Consider the following 16,027-nt stretch of genomic DNA (forward strand, 5'->3'; position numbering starts at 1 on the left):
CGCGGGGGGGCGGCGGGGGCGGGGGGGGGGGGGGGGCCGCGCCCCCCCGGGCCGCGGCCGCCCCCCCCCCCGCCCCCGCCCCCCCCCCCCCCCCCCCCCCCCCCCCCCCCCCACCCGCCACCCGGGGACGCCGCACCTCCCCCCGCGGGATGCGGCGCCCCCGGGGGGTCAGCAGCCCTGTTCGTACGCGGCTATCGCAGCGACCTTCGCCGCCGACGCCGACCCCTCGTCGAAGTGCTGGTCCAGCCATTCGTCGGCCAGGGTGCGGGCCAGTTCCAGGCCGATGACCCGCTGGCCGAAGCAGAGCACCTGTGCGTTGTTGCTCAGGACGGAGCGCTGCACGGAGTAGCTGTCGTGCGCGGTGACGGCCCGGATGCCGGGCACCTTGTTGGCACTGATGGCGACGCCCAGCCCGGTGCCGCAGACCAGCAGCGCCCGGTCGGCCTCGCCCTCGGCGACGCGGCGGGCCGCCTCCACGGCGACGTGCGGATAGGCCCGGCCGCGGTCCGTACCGTCGCCGCCGACCCCGACGTCGGTGACCTCGGCCACCCGGGCGTCGCCCAGCAGGTCCTTCTTGAGGGCTTCCTTGTAGTCGAGGCCCGCGTCGTCGCAGCCCACGACGACACGGAGGGGCCGGGGCGCTGCGGGGGTGCTGCTCATGGTGGTTCCTCCTGACGGAAGTGGGCGGTTCCGCGGGTGCGGTGCTCCTCAGTGGGCGGACTCCGCGGCGGGTCCGGCGGTGGCGGCGACCGCTCCCAGGACCAGCGCCAGCGAGGTGGCGCCGGGGTCCGGGGTGCCGACGCTGCGCTCGGCCAGCGGCCGGGCGCGGCCCAGCTTCGGGCGGAGTGCGGCGGTGGCCTCGGCGGCGGCGCGGGCGCTCTCCGCGGCGGTGGCGAGGGCCTCGGCCGGGGAGGCGCCCGCAGCCAGCCGCTCCTCGAAGGCCGTCACGAACGGGTCGAGTGCGTCGACCAGCGTCTTGTCGCCCGGTTCGGCCTTGCCGAGCGAGGTGACGGCCGCAAGTGCGGCGCGCGCGCCCGCCGCCAGCTCCCCGGGCCCGGGGGCGCGGTCGGCCGGCAGCGCGGAGCCGAACGCGCGGAGTCCCGCGCCCCACAGCGCGCCGGAGGTGCCGCCCGCGTCGGCGGCCCAGGCGTCCCCGGCGGCACCGAGCAGCGCGGCCGGTGCCGCGTTCGCTTCCCGCGCCTGCTCGGCGGCGGCGAGCGCGGCGTCCACGCCCTTGCTCATGCCGCGCCCGTGGTCGCCGTCCCCGGCGACGGCGTCGAGCCGGCCGAGGGTCTCCTCCTCGTCGTGCAGCAGGGTGCGGGCCGCCCGGAGGGCCCGCACCGCGGCGTCCGCGGCGACGGCCGCCTCCCCGGTCGCGGTGGCGGGCTCGTCGTGCGCGCGGGCGGCCGCGGCCCGGCGCGGGGCCGCCGCCTCGCCGGCCCGGGACGGGACCGCCGCGGAGAGCCGGCCGCGGCGGTAGGCGGGGGTGTCGGCGGGGGCGAGCCACAGCCGCTCCAGCTCGTCGTCCAGCCAGGTGAGGGTCAGCGAGCAGCCCGCCATGTCCAGCGAGGTGACCAGCTCGCCCACCTCGGCGCGCACCGGCTCCAGCCCGGCCTCGGCCAGCAGTTCGGCCACCGAGCCCCACAGGACGTACAGCTCCTCGTACTTGGTGGCGCCCAGGCCGTTGAGCAGGACCGCCACCCGGCTGCTGCCGGCCGCGGCGGCGGGCCGCTCGGCCAGCAGCCCCTCCACCAGGGTGCGGGCCAGGTCGGCGGCCGTCGTCAGTTCGCTCTCGCGCACCCCGGGCTCGCCGTGGATGCCCAGGCCGAGGCCCAGTTGGCCGTCCGGGACGGTGAACAGCGGCTCGCGCTGTCCCGGCAGCGTGCATCCGGCGAAGGCGACGCCGAGTGAGCGGGTGCGGTCGTTGGTGCGCTCCGCGACCCGGACCACCTCGTCCAGGCTCGCGCCCTCCTCGGCGGCCGCCGAGGCCGTCTTGTAGACGGTGAACCCGCCGGCGATGCCCCGGCGCCGCTCCGGCTCACCGGCGGGGGCGCTGGCGACGTCGTCGGTGACGGCGAAGCAGCGGGCCGGTATGCCCTCGCCGGTCAGCCGCTCGGCCGCCTGGCCGAAGTTCATGACGTCGCCCGCGTAATTGCCGAACATGAACAGCACGCCCGCGCCGGTCTCGGCCTCCGCCGCGACGGAGTACGCCTGCGCGGCGGACGGCGAGGTGAAGACGTTGCCGATCACCGATCCGTCGGCGAACCCCGGGCCGACCACGCCGCAGAAGGCGGGGTAGTGGCCGGAGCCGCCGCCGGTCAGCACCGCGACCTTGGCAGTGCCTGGGCGGTGTGCCCGCACCACGCCGCCGGGCACCGCGCGGACGTGGTCGGGGTGGGCCGCGGTGAAGCCGTGGAGCATGTCCTCGGCGAAGCGGGCCGGGTCGTTGAATACACGCGTCATGGGGGACTCCAGCGGGTTGGGGTGGCCCCGCGGCGGCCCGGGCGGCCCGGGCGCCGGGAGGCGCGGGGCACGGACCGGGCCGGCGGTGCCGGGCTCACCAGGACCGGCGGGCGGTTTCCAGGGTGTCGAGGTAGCGGCGGTAGCCGTCCTCGTAGAAGGCGACGGCCTCGGCGTCGGCCCGGGCGACCCGGGCAGCGTCCCCGCCGGACCCGGCGACCCCGCCACCGTCGGCGCCGGCGCCGGATCCGGCAGCAGCGTCCGCGCCGAGGGCGCGCCAGGCCACCCGCGCGGCGCCGCGGATGCCCACGGCGTCCTCGCGTACATGCACGTCCCGGCCGAGGACACCGGCGAAGATGCGTCCCCACTCGCCGGAGCGGGCGCCGCCGCCGCAGGCGGTGATCGCGCCGTCCACGCCGAGGGTCTCCAGGCAGTGCCGGGCCGAGTAGGCCACGGCTTCGCACAGCGCCCGTACCAGGTCGGCGCGGCTGGTCAGCGGGGACAGCCCGTCGAGCCGACCGCGCGCGCGGGCGTCCACGAAGGGGGCCCGCTCGCCGCTGGTGGACAGGAACGGCAGCGCCGTCACCCCGGCCGCGCCGTAGGGGGACCGGGCGAGCAGCGCGTCGAGTTCCTCGATCCGCACCCCGAGCATGCCCAGCAGCCAGTCCAGTCCCGCGGTGCCGATCATGGCGGGCATGACCCGCAGATAGCGGTCCTCGTACGGGGTGGCCAGCACCATGCCCGCGGCCTCGTCCCCCGCGCCGGGCGCGGGGTCGGAGCTGAGGACCTGGCAGGCGAGGGTGGTCCCGATGATGAGGTTGCCCTGGCCGACCTGCTCCAGGCCGGAGCCGAATCCGCAGGCGGGGATGTCGAAGGGGCCGGCGCTGACCGGGAGTCCGGAGGGGAGTCCGAGTTCCGCGGCGACCTTGGGCAGCAGCCCGAACAGCGCACCGGGCGGTGCCGGTTCGGCGAGCAGCCCGCGCCAGCGGCTCAGCCCGCACAGTTCCAGGGCCTCGTCGTCGTAGGTGCGGCGGGCCGCGTCCAGGAACGGGACCGAGGCGTCGGAGGCGTCGACGGTGCGGGCGCCGGTGAAGCGCTGCGCGATGGCGTCGACGCAGTATCCGGCCACGTCGGCCGCGGCCAGCCGTTCGGGCTCGTGCTCGGCCAGATGCGCGAGGAGCGGACCGGCGGCGCCGGGGAACATCCCGGCCCCGGTGCGTCGGTGGACCTCGCGGGCTGTGCCGTCGGCCGCCCAGGCGTCCAGCACGTCGGCGGCGCGGCCGTCCATCCAGGACAGCGCGCGGCCCACGGGGCGGCCGTCGGCGTCCCGCAGCCACAGCCCGTCCCCCTGGCCGGTGAGCGCGAGGGCTTCGACGGGCTCGTCGGGGGAGAACTGCGCGGCGTCGGCCACGGCCGCCCGTACGACGGTGACGACGGTGCCGATGACCTCGTCCATGTCCTGCTCGACGCGGTTGCCCGGCAGCGTGTACAGCGTGCTGCGGGCCTCGTGCGCCGGGCCGGTGCGCCCGTCGCGGGCGATGAGCTGCGCCTTGGTGACCGAGGTCCCGACGTCGACCCCGACGATCATGACCGCGGTCCTCGCCCTGCGGCCCCGGTGGTCTCGAACACCTCCGGGTTCACGACGAACTCGGGGCGCTCCCCGCGCAGGTACGCCGCCGCCTGGGCCGCGGTGACGGCTGCGGCGCGATCGGCGGTCTGCCGGGTGGCGCCCGCCAGGTGCGGGGTGGTGATGACGTTCGGCGCGCGGTGCAGCGGCCAGTCGGCGGGCGGCGGCTCGACGTCGTACACGTCCAGCGCCAGCGCGCCCAGCCGGCCGGATTCGAGCAGCGCGGGCAGCGGCGCGTAGTCCATGAGTTCGCCGCGCGCCGAGTTGACCAGGACGGCGCCCTCGGGCAGCAGCTTCAGGTTGTCGGCGTTGAGCAGGTGCCGGGTCTCGGGGGTGACCCGGGCGTGCAGGCTGACCACGGAGCTGCGGCGCAGCAGCTCCTCCAGCGCCACCAGTTCCACGCCGTCCGCCTGCGCCTTCGCCGGGTCGGCGTAGGGGTCGGCGACCAGCACCGTGGAGCCGAAGGCGCGCAGCACGCGGGCGACGATCGCACCGATGGCGCCGTAGCCGACGAGTCCGACGGTGGTGCCGTCCAGCTCGATGCCCGCGTTCTCGACGGCGTAGTAGTCGCCGCGCCAGGTGCCCTTCTTCAGCTCCGCGTCGGAGGCGGGGATGCGGCGCAGCGCGGCGAGCATCAGCCCGAGCGCGAACTCGGCGGCGGCCGCGGCATTGCGGCCGGGGGCGAAGGTGACCGGGATGCCCGCCCGGGTGGCCGCCGCCACGTCGACGTTGACCGGGCCGCCGCGGGCCACCGAGATCAGCTCCAGGTTCGGCGCCTCGCGGATCACCCGGTCGGTGAACGGTGCCATCTGGACGAGCGCGACCTTGGCGTCGCCGAGCGCTTCGAGCAGCTCGTCCTCGGTTCCGCTGGCCTCCTTGACGTTGCCGACCGGACCGAAGGGGGTGTGCGGCCACGGGGTGGTCTGGGTGCGGAACTCCAGCCGGACGCCGGGCGCCGTCTCCCGCAGCGCGGACTCCAGCGCGTCGACGAAGAGCCGGGGGGCGATGAAGTGGTCGCCGGAGGCCAGCACTCGGGTCGGCTCGGCTGTCGGGTCCGTCATGCCGGGTCTCCTTCCTGGAGCGGGGAGCCCTCCGTGAGCCGGGAGAGCAGGTAGCGGCGTACGTCGTCGTGGTCGGACGAGGCGTGGGCGGCCCCGGCCAGGGCGTCCTCGGCCGGCGGATAGCCGGGGTTGGGGATGGCGACGACCGTCATCCCGGCCGCCGCCGCGGCCCGCAGTCCGTTGCTGGAGTCCTCGACGGCCAGGCAGTCCGCCGCGGGGACACCGAGCTTGTCGGCGGCCGCGAGGTAGACGTCCGGGCTGGGCTTGCCGCGCGGGACCTCGGCGCTGGAGACGGTGGCCTTGAAGTGGTGGTCGACTCCATGGTGCGCGAGGACGGCGTCGATCACGCGGCGCGGCGCGGACGAGGCGAGTGCGATCGGGCCGCGGGCCGCGGTGTCGGCGATCATCGCGCGGGCGCCGGTCAGCAGCTCGATCTCGCCGTCCTCGAGCGCCTTGATCATGCCGTCCACGACGGTGCGCTCGGTGTCGGGGGCGCTGTCGCCCGCACCGGCGAACTCGGTGAGGAAGGCGGCCCACTCCGGGGCGCTCATCCCCTGGCAGCTCTTGGTCTGCTCGGGGCCCCACTGCTTGCCGCGCTCGGCGGCGAACGCGGTCCACAGCCGCTCCCAGAGATGCTCGCTCTCGACGAGCACTCCGTCCATGTCAAACACCACTGCATCGGCCACGGCCGGAACTCCTCACCTTCGGCTCCCTGAAAATTAACACTGGTTCTGTTATCTGTCACTCGTCACTTGGTACTGACATCGAGAGCAGTGTGAGGCTGTCGGCTGCCTGCGGACCGGAACGCACCGTCCGGGGTGCAGGATGGTCCCCATGACGGCCCACTCAGCGGCGCGCGCGGCGCGCCAGAAGCGTCAGCAGCAGATCGTCGACCACGTGCTGGCCAAGGGTGACGCCTCGGTGGCGGAGCTGACGGAGCTGACCGGCGTCAGCGTGATGACCGTGCACCGGGACATCGCCGAACTGGCCGACCGCGGCATCCTGCGCAAATACCACGGCGGGGTCTCGGCCCAGCCCTCCACCGTCTTCGAGTCCAGTTCGGACTTCCGGCTGCACGCGCACACGGGCGAGAAGGAGGCGCTGGCCAGGACCGCGCTGGAGTTCGTGGCGCCGGGGATGTCGCTGATGCTGGACGACTCGACCACCGCACTCGCCTTCGCGAAGCTGCTGCCGCAGGTGGGGCCGCTGACCGTGGTGACGAACTACCGGCTGATCACCGAGGAGCTGCGACATGTGGAGGACGTGCGGCTGATCGCGATCGGCGGCGAGTACTCGCGCACCCACGACTCCTGGATCGGACTCTCCGCACTGGAGATGATCAAGAGCTTCTCGGTGGACCTGACCGTCGTCTCCACCTCCGCGATCACCGGCACCATGACCTACCACCAGGAACAGGAGATCGTCGCGCTCAAGCGCGCGATGCGGGAGTCCGGCTCGGTGAGCATGCTGCTGATGGACCACAGCAAGGTCGGCCGCAGCGCCCTGCACCGACTGGACCCGGTGCAGGCGTTCGACCACGTGGTGCTGTCCGGGCCGGTGGAGGACGACCTGGTGGCGGAGCTGCGCAAGCTGACGGACGTGCGGGTGGTGCCGGCGTAGCGGGCGCGGCGGCGCACCGGACAGGACCGCCCCGGGCCCCGGGCGGCCCTGTCCGGGACCGCGCCGGGTTCCGGGCGCGGCTACGCAGCCGAGCCGCAGTGTTACGCAATAACAAACTTGACCGTTACTTTTAACATAGCTCTTGATATTTCTCGGAGGCGGGCTGAGGATCTGCGGTGCACCAACTGGTTACCTCAGAGCGGAGGCCCCCGATGACGGATCCAGCGACCCGAGCTGCCGAAAGAGGGCTACTCGATCGCATAGGGCTGCCGAAACCCCTGGTCCTCGGCTATGTCGGCGTATTGCTGTTCATGATCGGTGACGGCGTCGAGAGCGGCTTCATCGCGCCCTACATGGCCGACCACGGCGCGGGCACCGATGTGAAGGCCGGCTACGTCATCACCGCCTACGGCGTCGCCGTGATGCTGGCCTCCTGGTTCTCCGGCGCACTCTCCCAGGTGTGGGGCCCGCGCAAGGTGATGTGGGTCGGCCTGGCCATCTGGGCCGTCTTCGACGCGCTCTACCTGCTCTTCGCGCTCGGCACCGAGAACTACCCGATGATGCTGATCCTCTACGGCATCCGCGGCTTCGGCTATCCGCTCTTCGCCTTCGGGTTCCTGGTCTGGATCACCGGCAGTGCCCCCAAGGCCCGGCTGGGCACCGCCGTGGGCTGGTTCTACTTCGCCTTCACCGGCGGCCTGCCCACCCTCGGCTCCCTCTGGTCCAGCTTCACCATCCCCGCCATCGGCGAACTGGGCACCCTGTGGACCGCGCTCGGCCTCATCCTGGTCGGCGGCGCCATCGCCCTGGTCGGCGCCAAGCAGCGGGAGGGCGGTGGCCGGCTGGCCGAACCCGGCGTCACCACGGGTGAGTCCCTGTTCAACAGCGTCTCGATCATCTGGACCCACCCGCGCGTGCTGGTCGGCTGCCTGGTGCGGATCATCAACACGGCGCCCGAGTTCGGCATGCTCGTCTACCTGCCGCGGATCTTCTCCGACGACGTCGGCTTCGGCACCGACAAGTGGCTCCAACTGCTGGCAATCATCTACGGCACCAACATCTTCTTCAACCTGATCTTCGGGGCCGTCTCGGACAAGATCGGCTGGCGCACGACCATCGCCACCTTCGGCGCCCTGGGCTGCGCGATCAGCGTGACGGTGCTGTACTTCGTGCCGACCTGGCTCGGCCCCGACTACTACTGGGTCGCCGTGCTCGCCGGGATGCTGTACGGCGCCACGCTCGCGGGCTTCGTCCCCATCTCGGCGCTGATCCCCAACATGGCACCCGACAACAAGGGCGGGGCCATGGCGCTCCTCAACCTCGGTGCGGGCGGCGCCGCCTTCGTGGGCCCGGCCGTCGCCTCGCTGTTCCTGCCGCTCGTCGGCGCCGGGGGCGTGACGATCGTCTTCCTCGTCCTCTACCTGGTCGCCATGGTGCTGACCTTCTTCCTGAAGATGCCGGAGGAGCAGAGCGGCCCCGGGGCCCCGGATCCCGCCGCGGCTCCGGACAAGAGTTCGGCTCCCACACCCGCCTAGGGTCCGCCGCCCGGACGGCAGACCCACGGATCCTCCGCCGCGGCCGCCGCCGCTGCCCTTCTCCGACGAGGGTCAGCGGCGGCGGCCGGCCGCGTCTCAGTCCCCGTCGATCCGGTACCTGAAAGCCACCTCCACCGCCTTCTCGCCCTCACGGACCTCGTAGTCGCCGGTGCCGGTCAGGCCGGTCAGCGCCGCGGTGCCCGAGCCCGGGACGACCTCGAAGGCACAGCGGATGACGCCCTCCCGGTCGAAGGTGCCGCGCTGCTGGACGGCGAAGGAACCCTCCCGCCCGTCGACCGAGCCGGTCAGCAGCTCCGTACCGCAGAAGGAGCCGTCGCCCCCGGCCGTGTAGATGAGCACGTACTGGCATGTGGTGCCCACCGCCTGGATGCCCCCGCTGTAGTCGTTGACGACGGCGGCGTGCGCGAGGCGGGGGCTGCGGTCGGCGTCGGTGACATCCTTCTCGTCCCAGGAGGAGCCGGTGAAGACGGCGGTGGTGGTGCGCTCGGCCATGAGGAAGCCTTTCGGTGGACGGTGGTCTCGGTGTCCGGTCATCCTGGCGGCCGTACCTGACACCTCGTGTCAGGTACCGGAACCGGCGGCGGGAGAATGTGCCGCATGCGCGCCGACCGGCTCCTCTCGCTGCTTCTCCTGCTGCAGAACCGCGGCCGGATGACGGCGCCCGAACTCGCCGCCGACCTGGGCGTCTCCGTACGCACCGTCTACCGCGACATCGAGGCGCTGAGCACCTGCGGCGTCCCCGTCTACGCCGACCGCGGGCCGGCCGGCGGCTACCGCCTGATGGACGGGTACCGCACCCGGCTCACCGGCCTGACCGACTCCGAGGCGGGCTCCCTCTTCCTGTCCGGACTCCCGGGCCCGGTACGGGACCTGGGACTCGGCGCCGTGCTGGCGACCGCGCAGCTCAAGGTGCGCGCCGCGCTGCCCGCACCGCTCGCCGAGCACAGCCGGCTGGTCCAGGACCGGTTCCACCTGGATGCCCCGGCCTGGTTCCGGGACCCGGACCCGGTGCCGTTCCTGCCGACGGTCGCCCGCGCGGTGTGGGAGCAGCGGGTGCTGCGGGTGCGCTACCGGAGCTGGCGCGGCGAGGCACGGCGCGCGCTGCGCCCGCTGGGCATCGTCCTCAAGGGCGGCATCTGGTACACGGTGGCGGTGACCGCCGAGCCGGACGGGGAGCACGGGGAAGGAGCGACCGGGGGCAGGGAGGCAGCCGCCGGGATGGGCCCCGAGGGCAGCGGAAGCCCGACCCGGGGCACCGCGGACGGCGGCGGTACACCCGCGACGGGCGTACGCACCTACCGGATCTCCCGGCTGCTGGAGGCCACCCTCGGCGACGAGGTCTTCGAGCGGCCCGCGGGCTTCGACCTGGCCGCCTCCTGGGCGGCGTCGGCGCGGCGGCTGGAGGAGCTGCTCCGCCGGGACACCGCCCGGGTCCGGCTCTCCCCTGCCGGTGTGCGGCTGCTCCCCGCGAAGTTCGGCGCGCCCGGTGAGCGTGCGCTGGAGCGGGCGGGACCGCCCGACGCGGACGGATGGGTGGAGGTCGAGCTGGCTGTGGAGTCGCAGCCGGTCGCCGTCTCCGATCTGCTCGGCCTGGGTGCCGAGGCGGAGGTGGTGGGTCCGCCCGCACTGCGGGCCGCCATGGTCGATGCCGTGCGGGCGGTCTCGGCCCGCTACCCGTCCGGGGCCTGACGGCCGGTCGGGCTCTCCGCGGGGCCGCTCAGCCCTGCCCCGCCATCAGCCGCACCAGCGCGATCAGCGCGGCGCGCTGCGCGGGGCCGGGGTCGGCATCTCCGTCGGCCCCGGCTCCTTCAGCTCCGTCTCCTCCGGCCCCGGCTCCTCCGGCACCGTCTCCTCCGGCCTCGCGTCCTTCGGCGTCGGCTCTTTCGGCGTCGCCTTCCACGTCGTCGGCTCCGTCCGCACCGCCGTCCGCGGGGACGAGCATGCGGGCCACCTGCGGAAGGGTGAAGAAGGACGCCGTGAGCGCGATGACGGCGTGGGTCAGGGCACCCGGTGCGGCGCCGGTGGTCAACGCGCCCGCGCGCTGGGCCTCGGCGAGTGCTGCGGCCTTCTCGCGGTAGCGCCCGGTACGTTCGGCCTCGGAGACCACCCGGTCCTGGTACTGGAGCCCTTCCCAGGCCAGCAGCCGGGCCAGATGCGGGTGGGCGCGGTGGTAGTCGAAGAGCCGGCCCGCGTAGTCGCCCAGGTCGGCGGCCTGGTCGCCGTCGAGCGGCACGGCGGCCGCCACCCGCTCCAGTTCGCTCCGCAGCACGGCGACGAACAGCTTCTCCTTGCTGCCGAAGTACTGGTAGATGCGCTCCTTGTTGACCTCGGCCCGGGCCGCGACCCGGGCGATGCGGGCGCCTTCGGGGCCGCATTCGGCGAATTCCTCCACGGCTGCGTCGAGGAGGCGCTGCTTGGTGCGTGCGGTGTCCCAGGCCATGGGGCCAGCCTAACCGAAAACTCCAACCAAATGGTTGGACACCGGGGTCCCGGGGTGCCAAACTCCAACCAAGCGGTTGGAGATTCCGGGTCCACCCGGGCTCCACCGTCCCGCTCCAGCCCTCTCTCGCACCCCGGAGGAAGCATGTCCACCACTCCCCCGCCCGCGTCCGCTCCGTCCGCGCACCGCCGGGCGCTGATCACCTGGCTCGCCGTCTACCCGACCATCACCGTCGCCCTCGGAGTAATCGGACCGCCCACCGCGACCCTGCCGCTCCCGGTGCGGACATTGATCCTCACGCTGATCGTCGTACCGGTCTCCGCCTACGCCCTGATACCGGTGCTGCTCAGGATGAACGCGCGGCTGGGCAGCGCCGCGGCCTCCTCGCCCGCACCGCGGCGATGACCTGTTGCGCCTACCGACTGACGCATCAGTCAGTAGGCGCAACACCCAGATATACCGGGGTGGGCCCGATCCCAGCACCCACCACATGTTGCGGTTATCTCAACACTCTCGTACGGTGGCCCGCATGCCGAACACAGCGGGCGACCGGATCCAGGACGGCGCGGGCGAGATCGCCGAGCGCGTCCGCGAGGTCGTCGAAGCCGCCGGATGCAGCCAACGGGAATTCGCCCGGCGCATCGTGATGGACCCCTCGAAGCTCTCCCGCTCGCTCGGCGGCTCGCGCCGCTTCACCGTGGCCGAGCTGGCCCGGATCGCCGACGCGGGCCGCGTCGACGCCGGCTGGCTGCTGGGCTCCGGCAGCACCGTGCCCACCGCACCCGACGCGCCGAAGACCGCGAGCGCCGCGCCGGCCCCCGGCGGCGGGACCCGGACCGCCGTGCTCCCGGCCACCGGACGACCGCTGCAGATCGTGCGCGAGACGGTGCGGCTGATCGCGGAACACGGCTTCCACGCCGTACGGGTGGCCGACATCGCCGCCGCCTGCGACACCAGCACCGCCGCGATCCACTACCACTTCCCCGGCCGCGCCGAACTGCTGGAAGCGGCGGTGCGCTGGTGCATGGACGAGGACACCGCCAGCCGCGCGACCCGGATCTCCGAGACCGGGGCCACCGAGGACGCCGCCGCCGAGCTGGCCGAACTCCTCGCCCTGCAGACCCCGCGGACCGAACAGCAGCGGCGGCAGTGGCTGGTGTGGCTCGACCTGTGGGCCGAGGCGGCGCGCTCGACCGCCATCGGACGACTGCACGTCGAGTACTACCGGCAGTGGCGCACCACCGTCGCCGACGTCGTACGGCGCGGCATCGCGCAGGGCGTCTTCCGCGCCGTCGACCCCGAGTCCAGCGCACTGCGGCTCACCGCCCTCGTCGACGGACTGGCCTCGCAGGTGCTGGCCAGCGCCGCCGGCGCCGAGGACGGGACCGGCCCCGACGACATGCACGCGGCGCTGCTCGCGTACGTGCGCACCGAACTGCTCGCCCCGACCGCCGACTGACGACGCAAGCCGGCGCCCGGCGACGACCGACCGCCGACCGACCCGCCCTTCCCCCCTCCGGAGGTATCACCATGTCCATCACCGAGAACGTCATCATCACCGCGGCCCTCACCGGCGCCGGTGACACCGTCGGGCGCAGCCCGCACGTGCCCGTCACCCCCGAGCAGATAGCCGCCTCGGCGGTCGAGGCCGCCGAGGCCGGCGCCGCCGTCGTGCACATCCACGTCCGCGACCCGCAGACCGGTGCGCCCTCGCGGGACCGGAAGCTGTACCGCGAGGTCCTGGAGCGGATCAAGGAGACCGGTACCGACGTCGTCATCAACCTGACCGCCGGGATGGGCGGCGACCTGGTGCTCGACGCCGACCAGCCGCTGGAGAAGGGCGCGCTGGACGGTACGGACCTGGTGGGCGGCCTGGACCGGCTGCCGCATGTGGAAGACCTGCTGCCGGACATCTGCACCCTGGACTGCGGGTCGCTCAACTTCGGCGACCAGCTCTACATCTCCACCACGGAGATGCTGCGCAAGGGCGCGCGCCGGATCCAGGAACTGGGGGTCAAGCCGGAGCTGGAGATCTTCGACACCGGGCAGCTCTGGTTCGCCAAGCAGCTGCTGGAGGAGGGGCTGCTGGACCAGCCGACCCTCTTCCAGCTGTGCATGGGCATCCCGTGGGGCGCGCCGGCCGACCCGGGCGTGCTGCAGTCGATGGTCAACTTCCTGCCGCCGAACGCGCAGTGGGCCTCGTTCGCCCTGGGCCGGATGCAGATGCCGTGGGTCGCGCAGTCGATCCTGCTCGGCGGCAACGTGCGGGTCGGGCTGGAGGACAACCTCTACCTCAGCCGCGGGGTCAAGGCGACCAACGGGCAGCTCGTGGAGCGTGCCGTGCAGATCACCGAGTCGCTCGGCGCCACGGTCGCCTCCCCCGACGAGGCCCGGGCCCGGCTGGGGCTCAAGCCCCGCGCCGCCTGAGCGGCCGACCCGCCCCTCCCCGGCACCGCCTGGGCGGCCGCCTCGCCCCTCTCCCGCATCGGCGGACGCCGCCCGCCCCTCCCGCACGGGCGGGCCCTCCGCACGGCGGGCCCCCGAACCGCCTCCCCACCCCAAGGAGCACCCTGATGAACACCCCTCCGAGCGATGTGTCCCGTGTGACGTGCGTCGGCGCCGGCGTCATAGGCGGCGGCTGGGTCGCGCACTTCCTCGCGCGCGGCTACGACGTGACCGCCTGGGACCCCGCACCCGACGCACCCGAGAAGCTGCGCCGCCTGGTGGACGCCGCCTGGCCCGCGCTCACCCGGCTGGGACTCGCCGAGGGCGCCTCCCCGGACCGGCTCCGGTTCGCCGCCACCCTCGAAGAAGCGTGCGCCGAAGCGCAGTTCGTGCAGGAGAGCGCGCCGGAGAAGCTGGAGCTCAAGCGCGGCCTGCTGGCCGAGCTGGACGCGGCGACGCCCGACGGCGTCGTCATCGCCTCCTCCACGTCGGGCTACCCGATGACCGACATGCAGACCGAGGCCGCGCACCCGGAGCGGCTGCTGGTGGGCCACCCGTTCAACCCGCCCTATCTGATCCCGCTGGTCGAGGTGGTCGGCGGCGAGCGCACCGACCGGTCGGCCGTCGAGTGGGCGTCGCGGTTCTACGAGGCGGCCGGCAAGTCGGTGATCACGATGGAGCGGGAGCTGCCCGGTTTCATCGCCAACCGGCTGCAGGAGGCGCTGTGGCGGGAGGCGCTGCACATGGTCGCCAACGGCGAGGCGACCGTCCAGGAGATCGACGACTCGATCACCGAGGGCCCCGGGCTGCGCTGGGCGTTCATGGGCCCCTGCCTGACGTTCGCACTGGCGGGCGGCGAAGGGGGCATGGGCCATATGCTCGACCACTTCGGGCCGTCCCTGAAGTCGCCGTGGACCCGGCTGGAGGCGCCCGAACTGGACCGGTCGCTGCGGGACGCGATGGTGGCGGGCTGCGAGGAGGCCGCCGCCGGGCGCAGCATCGCCGACCTGGTCGCCGAGCGGGACCGGGGCGTCATCGACGTGTTGCGGGCCACCGGCCGGCTCCCCGGCGAGGCGTCCGCATGACCCGGCTCCCGCTCTTCGAGCAGACCGTGCGCCCCGAGTGGATCGACTACAACGGTCATATGAGCGAGGCGTTCTACGTCCTGGTCTTCGGCCACGCCACCGACGCGATGATGGACGAGGTCGGTCTGGGGCCGGTCTACCGGGAGGACACCGGTTGCTCCCTCTACACCGTCGAGGCGCATGTCCGGTACCTGGACGAGGTCGCGGAAGGCACTCCGCTGACGGTGCGTACCCGCGTCCTCGGTGCCGCCGGGAAGAAGCTGCGCTTCGCGCACGAGATGTCCGCCGGGGAGCGGACGGTCGCCACGAGCGAACTGTTCGCGCTGCATGTCGGCGCCGAGGGCAGCACGCCCTTCCCCGAGGATGTCCGCGCGCGCCTGGACGCGCTCGTCGAGGAGCCCCCGGAGTGGGCGGGGCGCGCCGTCGCTCCGGTCGGCCACGCCGGGTGATGTTGACGATCCAGGGCGCGAATCCCACAATGAGCGGCATGGTCGCGCACTCCACTTCCCCGCTCGGACGCCACGGCGTCCCGTGGCGGCGCGGGTGCGAGCGATCCGGTCTCTAGGTGTGACCCCGGCTCCCGCAGGGAGCGACGGCGGCCGCGCGCCCGCGCGGCCGGGTACGACGGCCGCGTGCGGACGCGGCCGGTACGTCCACCACGCGTTCGACCGGATCCGCTGGAGGATCGATCATGAGCATCACCACCCCCGACCAGACCCCCGACCAGACCCCCGACCGGACTGCCGCTCTGCGTGACGCCCGCGTCCCCGAGGGGGGCCTCTACGAAGGCGTGCGCATCCTGCGGCCCTTCGCCGAGGACTGGGAGGAGCGGCCCTACGAGCTGATCGAGGTCGTGCCGCAGACCCGCGTCATCGGCGCGGAGATCCGCGGCGCCGACCTGTCCCGTCCGCTGAGCCCCGCGCTGCGTGAGGAGCTGAACCGGGCGCTGCTGGAGTGGAAGGTCCTCTTCTTCCGCGGCGCGGGCCTCACCCCCGAGCAGCAGGCCGGCTTCGCCCGGAACTGGGGCGACCTGGAGACCAATCCGCTGCTGGCCAGCGGGTCCAGCGACGAGATCGTCCGGTTCGAGAAGGGGGCGGCGGCGCGGCCCACGTACGAGAACGTGTGGCACACCGACGTCACCTTCCGGGAGCGCCCGGCCCTGGGCGCGGTGCTGCAGCTGCGTGAGGTGCCGCCGCTGGGCGGGCACACCATGTGGGCGGACATGGCCGCGGCCTACGACAACCTGCCCACCCGGATCCGGGAGCGGATCGACGGGGCCACCGCGGTGCACGACTTCATCCCCGGATTCGCGCGGTTCACCTCGCCGGAGCGGCTGGCCGAACTCCAGGAGGAGTTCCCGCCGGTCGAGCACCCGGTGGTGCGCACCCACCCGGAGACCGGCCGCCGGATGCTGTTCGTGAACACCTCGTTCACCACCCGCATCGTGGGGATGGAGCGCGAGGAGAGCGACCGGCTGCTGGCCGAACTGGTCCGCCAGGCGCACGTTCCCGAGTACCAGGTGCGCTTCGCCTGGCAGCCCGGTGACATCGCGTTCTGGGACAACCGGGCGACCCAGCACTACGCCCTGTTCGACTACGCGCCGCACCGCCGGGTGGCCGAGCGGGTGGCGATCGTCGGCGACCGACCGTTCTGAGCCACCCCCCCGCAGCCGCTTCGCCCGCCCCTCTTCCCCCGGAGGGGCGGGCGAAGCCCTGTCCGGGCGTCGGCCGGGC

The 16,027-nt window shown here is 73.7% G+C and carries 16 protein-coding genes; 9 read left to right on the forward strand and 7 right to left on the reverse strand.

What is annotated here, in order from left to right; translation table 11 throughout:
- Window positions 1-168 precede the first annotated feature (168 nt).
- The 5 genes from ACFYNS_RS20170 to ACFYNS_RS20190 form a co-directional block, all read right to left on the reverse strand.
- Entirely contained in the window at window positions 169-660 is a 492-nt protein-coding gene (locus ACFYNS_RS20170) for a ribose-5-phosphate isomerase (protein WP_388604262.1), read from the reverse strand.
- 48 nt (window positions 661-708) lie between these two features.
- The gene (locus ACFYNS_RS20175; protein ID WP_388604264.1) at window positions 709-2,463 is read right to left on the reverse strand and encodes a dihydroxyacetone kinase family protein; all 1,755 of its coding nucleotides are present in this window, start codon (window positions 2,461-2,463) and stop codon (window positions 709-711) included.
- A 94-nt stretch (window positions 2,464-2,557) separates the two neighbouring features.
- Complete coding sequence (locus ACFYNS_RS20180) at window positions 2,558-4,048, reverse strand: FGGY family carbohydrate kinase (RefSeq protein WP_388604266.1); 1,491 nt, start codon at window positions 4,046-4,048, stop codon at window positions 2,558-2,560.
- Window positions 4,045-5,148 carry a 2-hydroxyacid dehydrogenase gene (locus tag ACFYNS_RS20185; RefSeq protein ID WP_360290716.1) on the reverse strand — a complete coding sequence of 368 codons (1,104 nt, stop codon included), beginning with the start codon at window positions 5,146-5,148 and terminating at the stop codon, window positions 4,045-4,047. Before ACFYNS_RS20185 ends, ACFYNS_RS20180 begins: the two co-directional genes overlap by 4 nt.
- Window positions 5,145-5,834: an HAD family phosphatase gene (locus ACFYNS_RS20190; RefSeq protein WP_079135232.1), complete on the reverse strand. Its 690-nt coding sequence runs from the start codon at window positions 5,832-5,834 to the stop codon at window positions 5,145-5,147. Before ACFYNS_RS20190 ends, ACFYNS_RS20185 begins: the two co-directional genes overlap by 4 nt.
- Before the next feature lie 148 nt (window positions 5,835-5,982).
- Here ACFYNS_RS20190 and ACFYNS_RS20195 point away from each other — a divergent pair, with 148 nt between their 5' ends.
- Both ACFYNS_RS20195 and ACFYNS_RS20200 read left to right on the forward strand, forming a co-directional pair.
- Window positions 5,983-6,768: a DeoR/GlpR family DNA-binding transcription regulator gene (locus ACFYNS_RS20195; protein ID WP_388604268.1), complete on the forward strand. Its 786-nt coding sequence runs from the start codon at window positions 5,983-5,985 to the stop codon at window positions 6,766-6,768.
- Window positions 6,769-6,980: 212 nt separating this feature from the next.
- Window positions 6,981-8,303 (forward strand): MFS transporter, encoded by a 1,323-nt coding sequence (locus ACFYNS_RS20200; protein ID WP_388604270.1) that lies wholly within the window; start codon window positions 6,981-6,983, stop codon window positions 8,301-8,303.
- A 96-nt stretch (window positions 8,304-8,399) separates the two neighbouring features.
- Here ACFYNS_RS20200 and ACFYNS_RS20205 read toward each other — a convergent pair whose 3' ends face one another.
- Entirely contained in the window at window positions 8,400-8,858 is a 459-nt protein-coding gene (locus tag ACFYNS_RS20205) for a DUF3224 domain-containing protein (RefSeq protein WP_360290724.1), read from the reverse strand.
- Window positions 8,859-8,921: 63 nt separating this feature from the next.
- Here ACFYNS_RS20205 and ACFYNS_RS20210 point away from each other — a divergent pair, with 63 nt between their 5' ends.
- Entirely contained in the window at window positions 8,922-10,013 is a 1,092-nt protein-coding gene (locus ACFYNS_RS20210; protein WP_360290726.1) for a WYL domain-containing protein, read from the forward strand.
- A gap of 28 nt (window positions 10,014-10,041) precedes the next feature.
- On the opposite strand, the gene ACFYNS_RS20215 is transcribed toward ACFYNS_RS20210, so the two are convergent.
- Window positions 10,042-10,764 (reverse strand): TetR family transcriptional regulator, encoded by a 723-nt coding sequence (locus ACFYNS_RS20215; RefSeq protein WP_360290729.1) that lies wholly within the window; start codon window positions 10,762-10,764, stop codon window positions 10,042-10,044.
- A gap of 144 nt (window positions 10,765-10,908) precedes the next feature.
- Here ACFYNS_RS20215 and ACFYNS_RS20220 point away from each other — a divergent pair, with 144 nt between their 5' ends.
- From ACFYNS_RS20220 to ACFYNS_RS20245, 6 genes are all read left to right on the forward strand, one after another.
- On the forward strand, window positions 10,909-11,169 hold the full coding sequence (locus tag ACFYNS_RS20220) for a hypothetical protein (RefSeq protein ID WP_388604272.1): 261 nt from the start codon (window positions 10,909-10,911) through the stop codon (window positions 11,167-11,169).
- 124 nt (window positions 11,170-11,293) lie between these two features.
- Window positions 11,294-12,223, forward strand: a complete 930-nt coding sequence (locus ACFYNS_RS20225) for a TetR/AcrR family transcriptional regulator (RefSeq protein ID WP_360290734.1) — start codon at window positions 11,294-11,296, stop codon at window positions 12,221-12,223.
- Window positions 12,224-12,294: 71 nt separating this feature from the next.
- The gene (locus ACFYNS_RS20230; protein ID WP_388604274.1) at window positions 12,295-13,191 is read left to right on the forward strand and encodes a 3-keto-5-aminohexanoate cleavage protein; all 897 of its coding nucleotides are present in this window, start codon (window positions 12,295-12,297) and stop codon (window positions 13,189-13,191) included.
- A 146-nt stretch (window positions 13,192-13,337) separates the two neighbouring features.
- The gene (locus ACFYNS_RS20235) at window positions 13,338-14,294 is read left to right on the forward strand and encodes a 3-hydroxyacyl-CoA dehydrogenase NAD-binding domain-containing protein (RefSeq protein WP_388604276.1); all 957 of its coding nucleotides are present in this window, start codon (window positions 13,338-13,340) and stop codon (window positions 14,292-14,294) included.
- Window positions 14,291-14,743, forward strand: a complete 453-nt coding sequence (locus tag ACFYNS_RS20240; RefSeq protein ID WP_360290742.1) for a thioesterase family protein — start codon at window positions 14,291-14,293, stop codon at window positions 14,741-14,743. Before ACFYNS_RS20235 ends, ACFYNS_RS20240 begins: the two co-directional genes overlap by 4 nt.
- A 242-nt stretch (window positions 14,744-14,985) precedes the next feature.
- On the forward strand, window positions 14,986-15,948 hold the full coding sequence (locus ACFYNS_RS20245) for a TauD/TfdA dioxygenase family protein (protein ID WP_388604277.1): 963 nt from the start codon (window positions 14,986-14,988) through the stop codon (window positions 15,946-15,948).
- Window positions 15,949-16,027: the final 79 nt, after the last annotated feature.

The organism is Streptomyces sp. NPDC006925 (assembly GCF_042869575.1).
In the GTDB taxonomy this organism is placed as follows: Bacteria; Actinomycetota; Actinomycetes; order Streptomycetales; family Streptomycetaceae; genus Streptomyces.

Bases quoted from the DNA above. Each gene is read 5' to 3' on its own strand.
- ACFYNS_RS20240 (WP_360290742.1), top strand. From the start codon at position 14,291: ATGACCCGGCTCCCGCTCTTCGAGCAGACCGTGCGCCCCGAGTGGATC.
- ACFYNS_RS20220 (WP_388604272.1), top strand. From the start codon at position 10,909: ATGTCCACCACTCCCCCGCCCGCGTCCGCTCCGTCCGCGCACCGCCGG.
- ACFYNS_RS20180 (WP_388604266.1), bottom strand. From the start codon at position 4,048: ATGATCGTCGGGGTCGACGTCGGGACCTCGGTCACCAAGGCGCAGCTC.
- ACFYNS_RS20230 (WP_388604274.1), top strand. From the start codon at position 12,295: ATGTCCATCACCGAGAACGTCATCATCACCGCGGCCCTCACCGGCGCC.
- ACFYNS_RS20200 (WP_388604270.1), top strand. From the start codon at position 6,981: ATGACGGATCCAGCGACCCGAGCTGCCGAAAGAGGGCTACTCGATCGC.
- ACFYNS_RS20170 (WP_388604262.1), bottom strand. From the start codon at position 660: ATGAGCAGCACCCCCGCAGCGCCCCGGCCCCTCCGTGTCGTCGTGGGC.
- ACFYNS_RS20175 (WP_388604264.1), bottom strand. From the start codon at position 2,463: ATGACGCGTGTATTCAACGACCCGGCCCGCTTCGCCGAGGACATGCTC.
- ACFYNS_RS20245 (WP_388604277.1), top strand. From the start codon at position 14,986: ATGAGCATCACCACCCCCGACCAGACCCCCGACCAGACCCCCGACCGG.
- ACFYNS_RS20235 (WP_388604276.1), top strand. From the start codon at position 13,338: ATGAACACCCCTCCGAGCGATGTGTCCCGTGTGACGTGCGTCGGCGCC.
- ACFYNS_RS20195 (WP_388604268.1), top strand. From the start codon at position 5,983: ATGACGGCCCACTCAGCGGCGCGCGCGGCGCGCCAGAAGCGTCAGCAG.
- ACFYNS_RS20215 (WP_360290729.1), bottom strand. From the start codon at position 10,764: ATGGCCTGGGACACCGCACGCACCAAGCAGCGCCTCCTCGACGCAGCC.
- ACFYNS_RS20185 (WP_360290716.1), bottom strand. From the start codon at position 5,148: ATGACGGACCCGACAGCCGAGCCGACCCGAGTGCTGGCCTCCGGCGAC.
- ACFYNS_RS20210 (WP_360290726.1), top strand. From the start codon at position 8,922: ATGCGCGCCGACCGGCTCCTCTCGCTGCTTCTCCTGCTGCAGAACCGC.
- ACFYNS_RS20225 (WP_360290734.1), top strand. From the start codon at position 11,294: ATGCCGAACACAGCGGGCGACCGGATCCAGGACGGCGCGGGCGAGATC.
- ACFYNS_RS20205 (WP_360290724.1), bottom strand. From the start codon at position 8,858: ATGACCGGACACCGAGACCACCGTCCACCGAAAGGCTTCCTCATGGCC.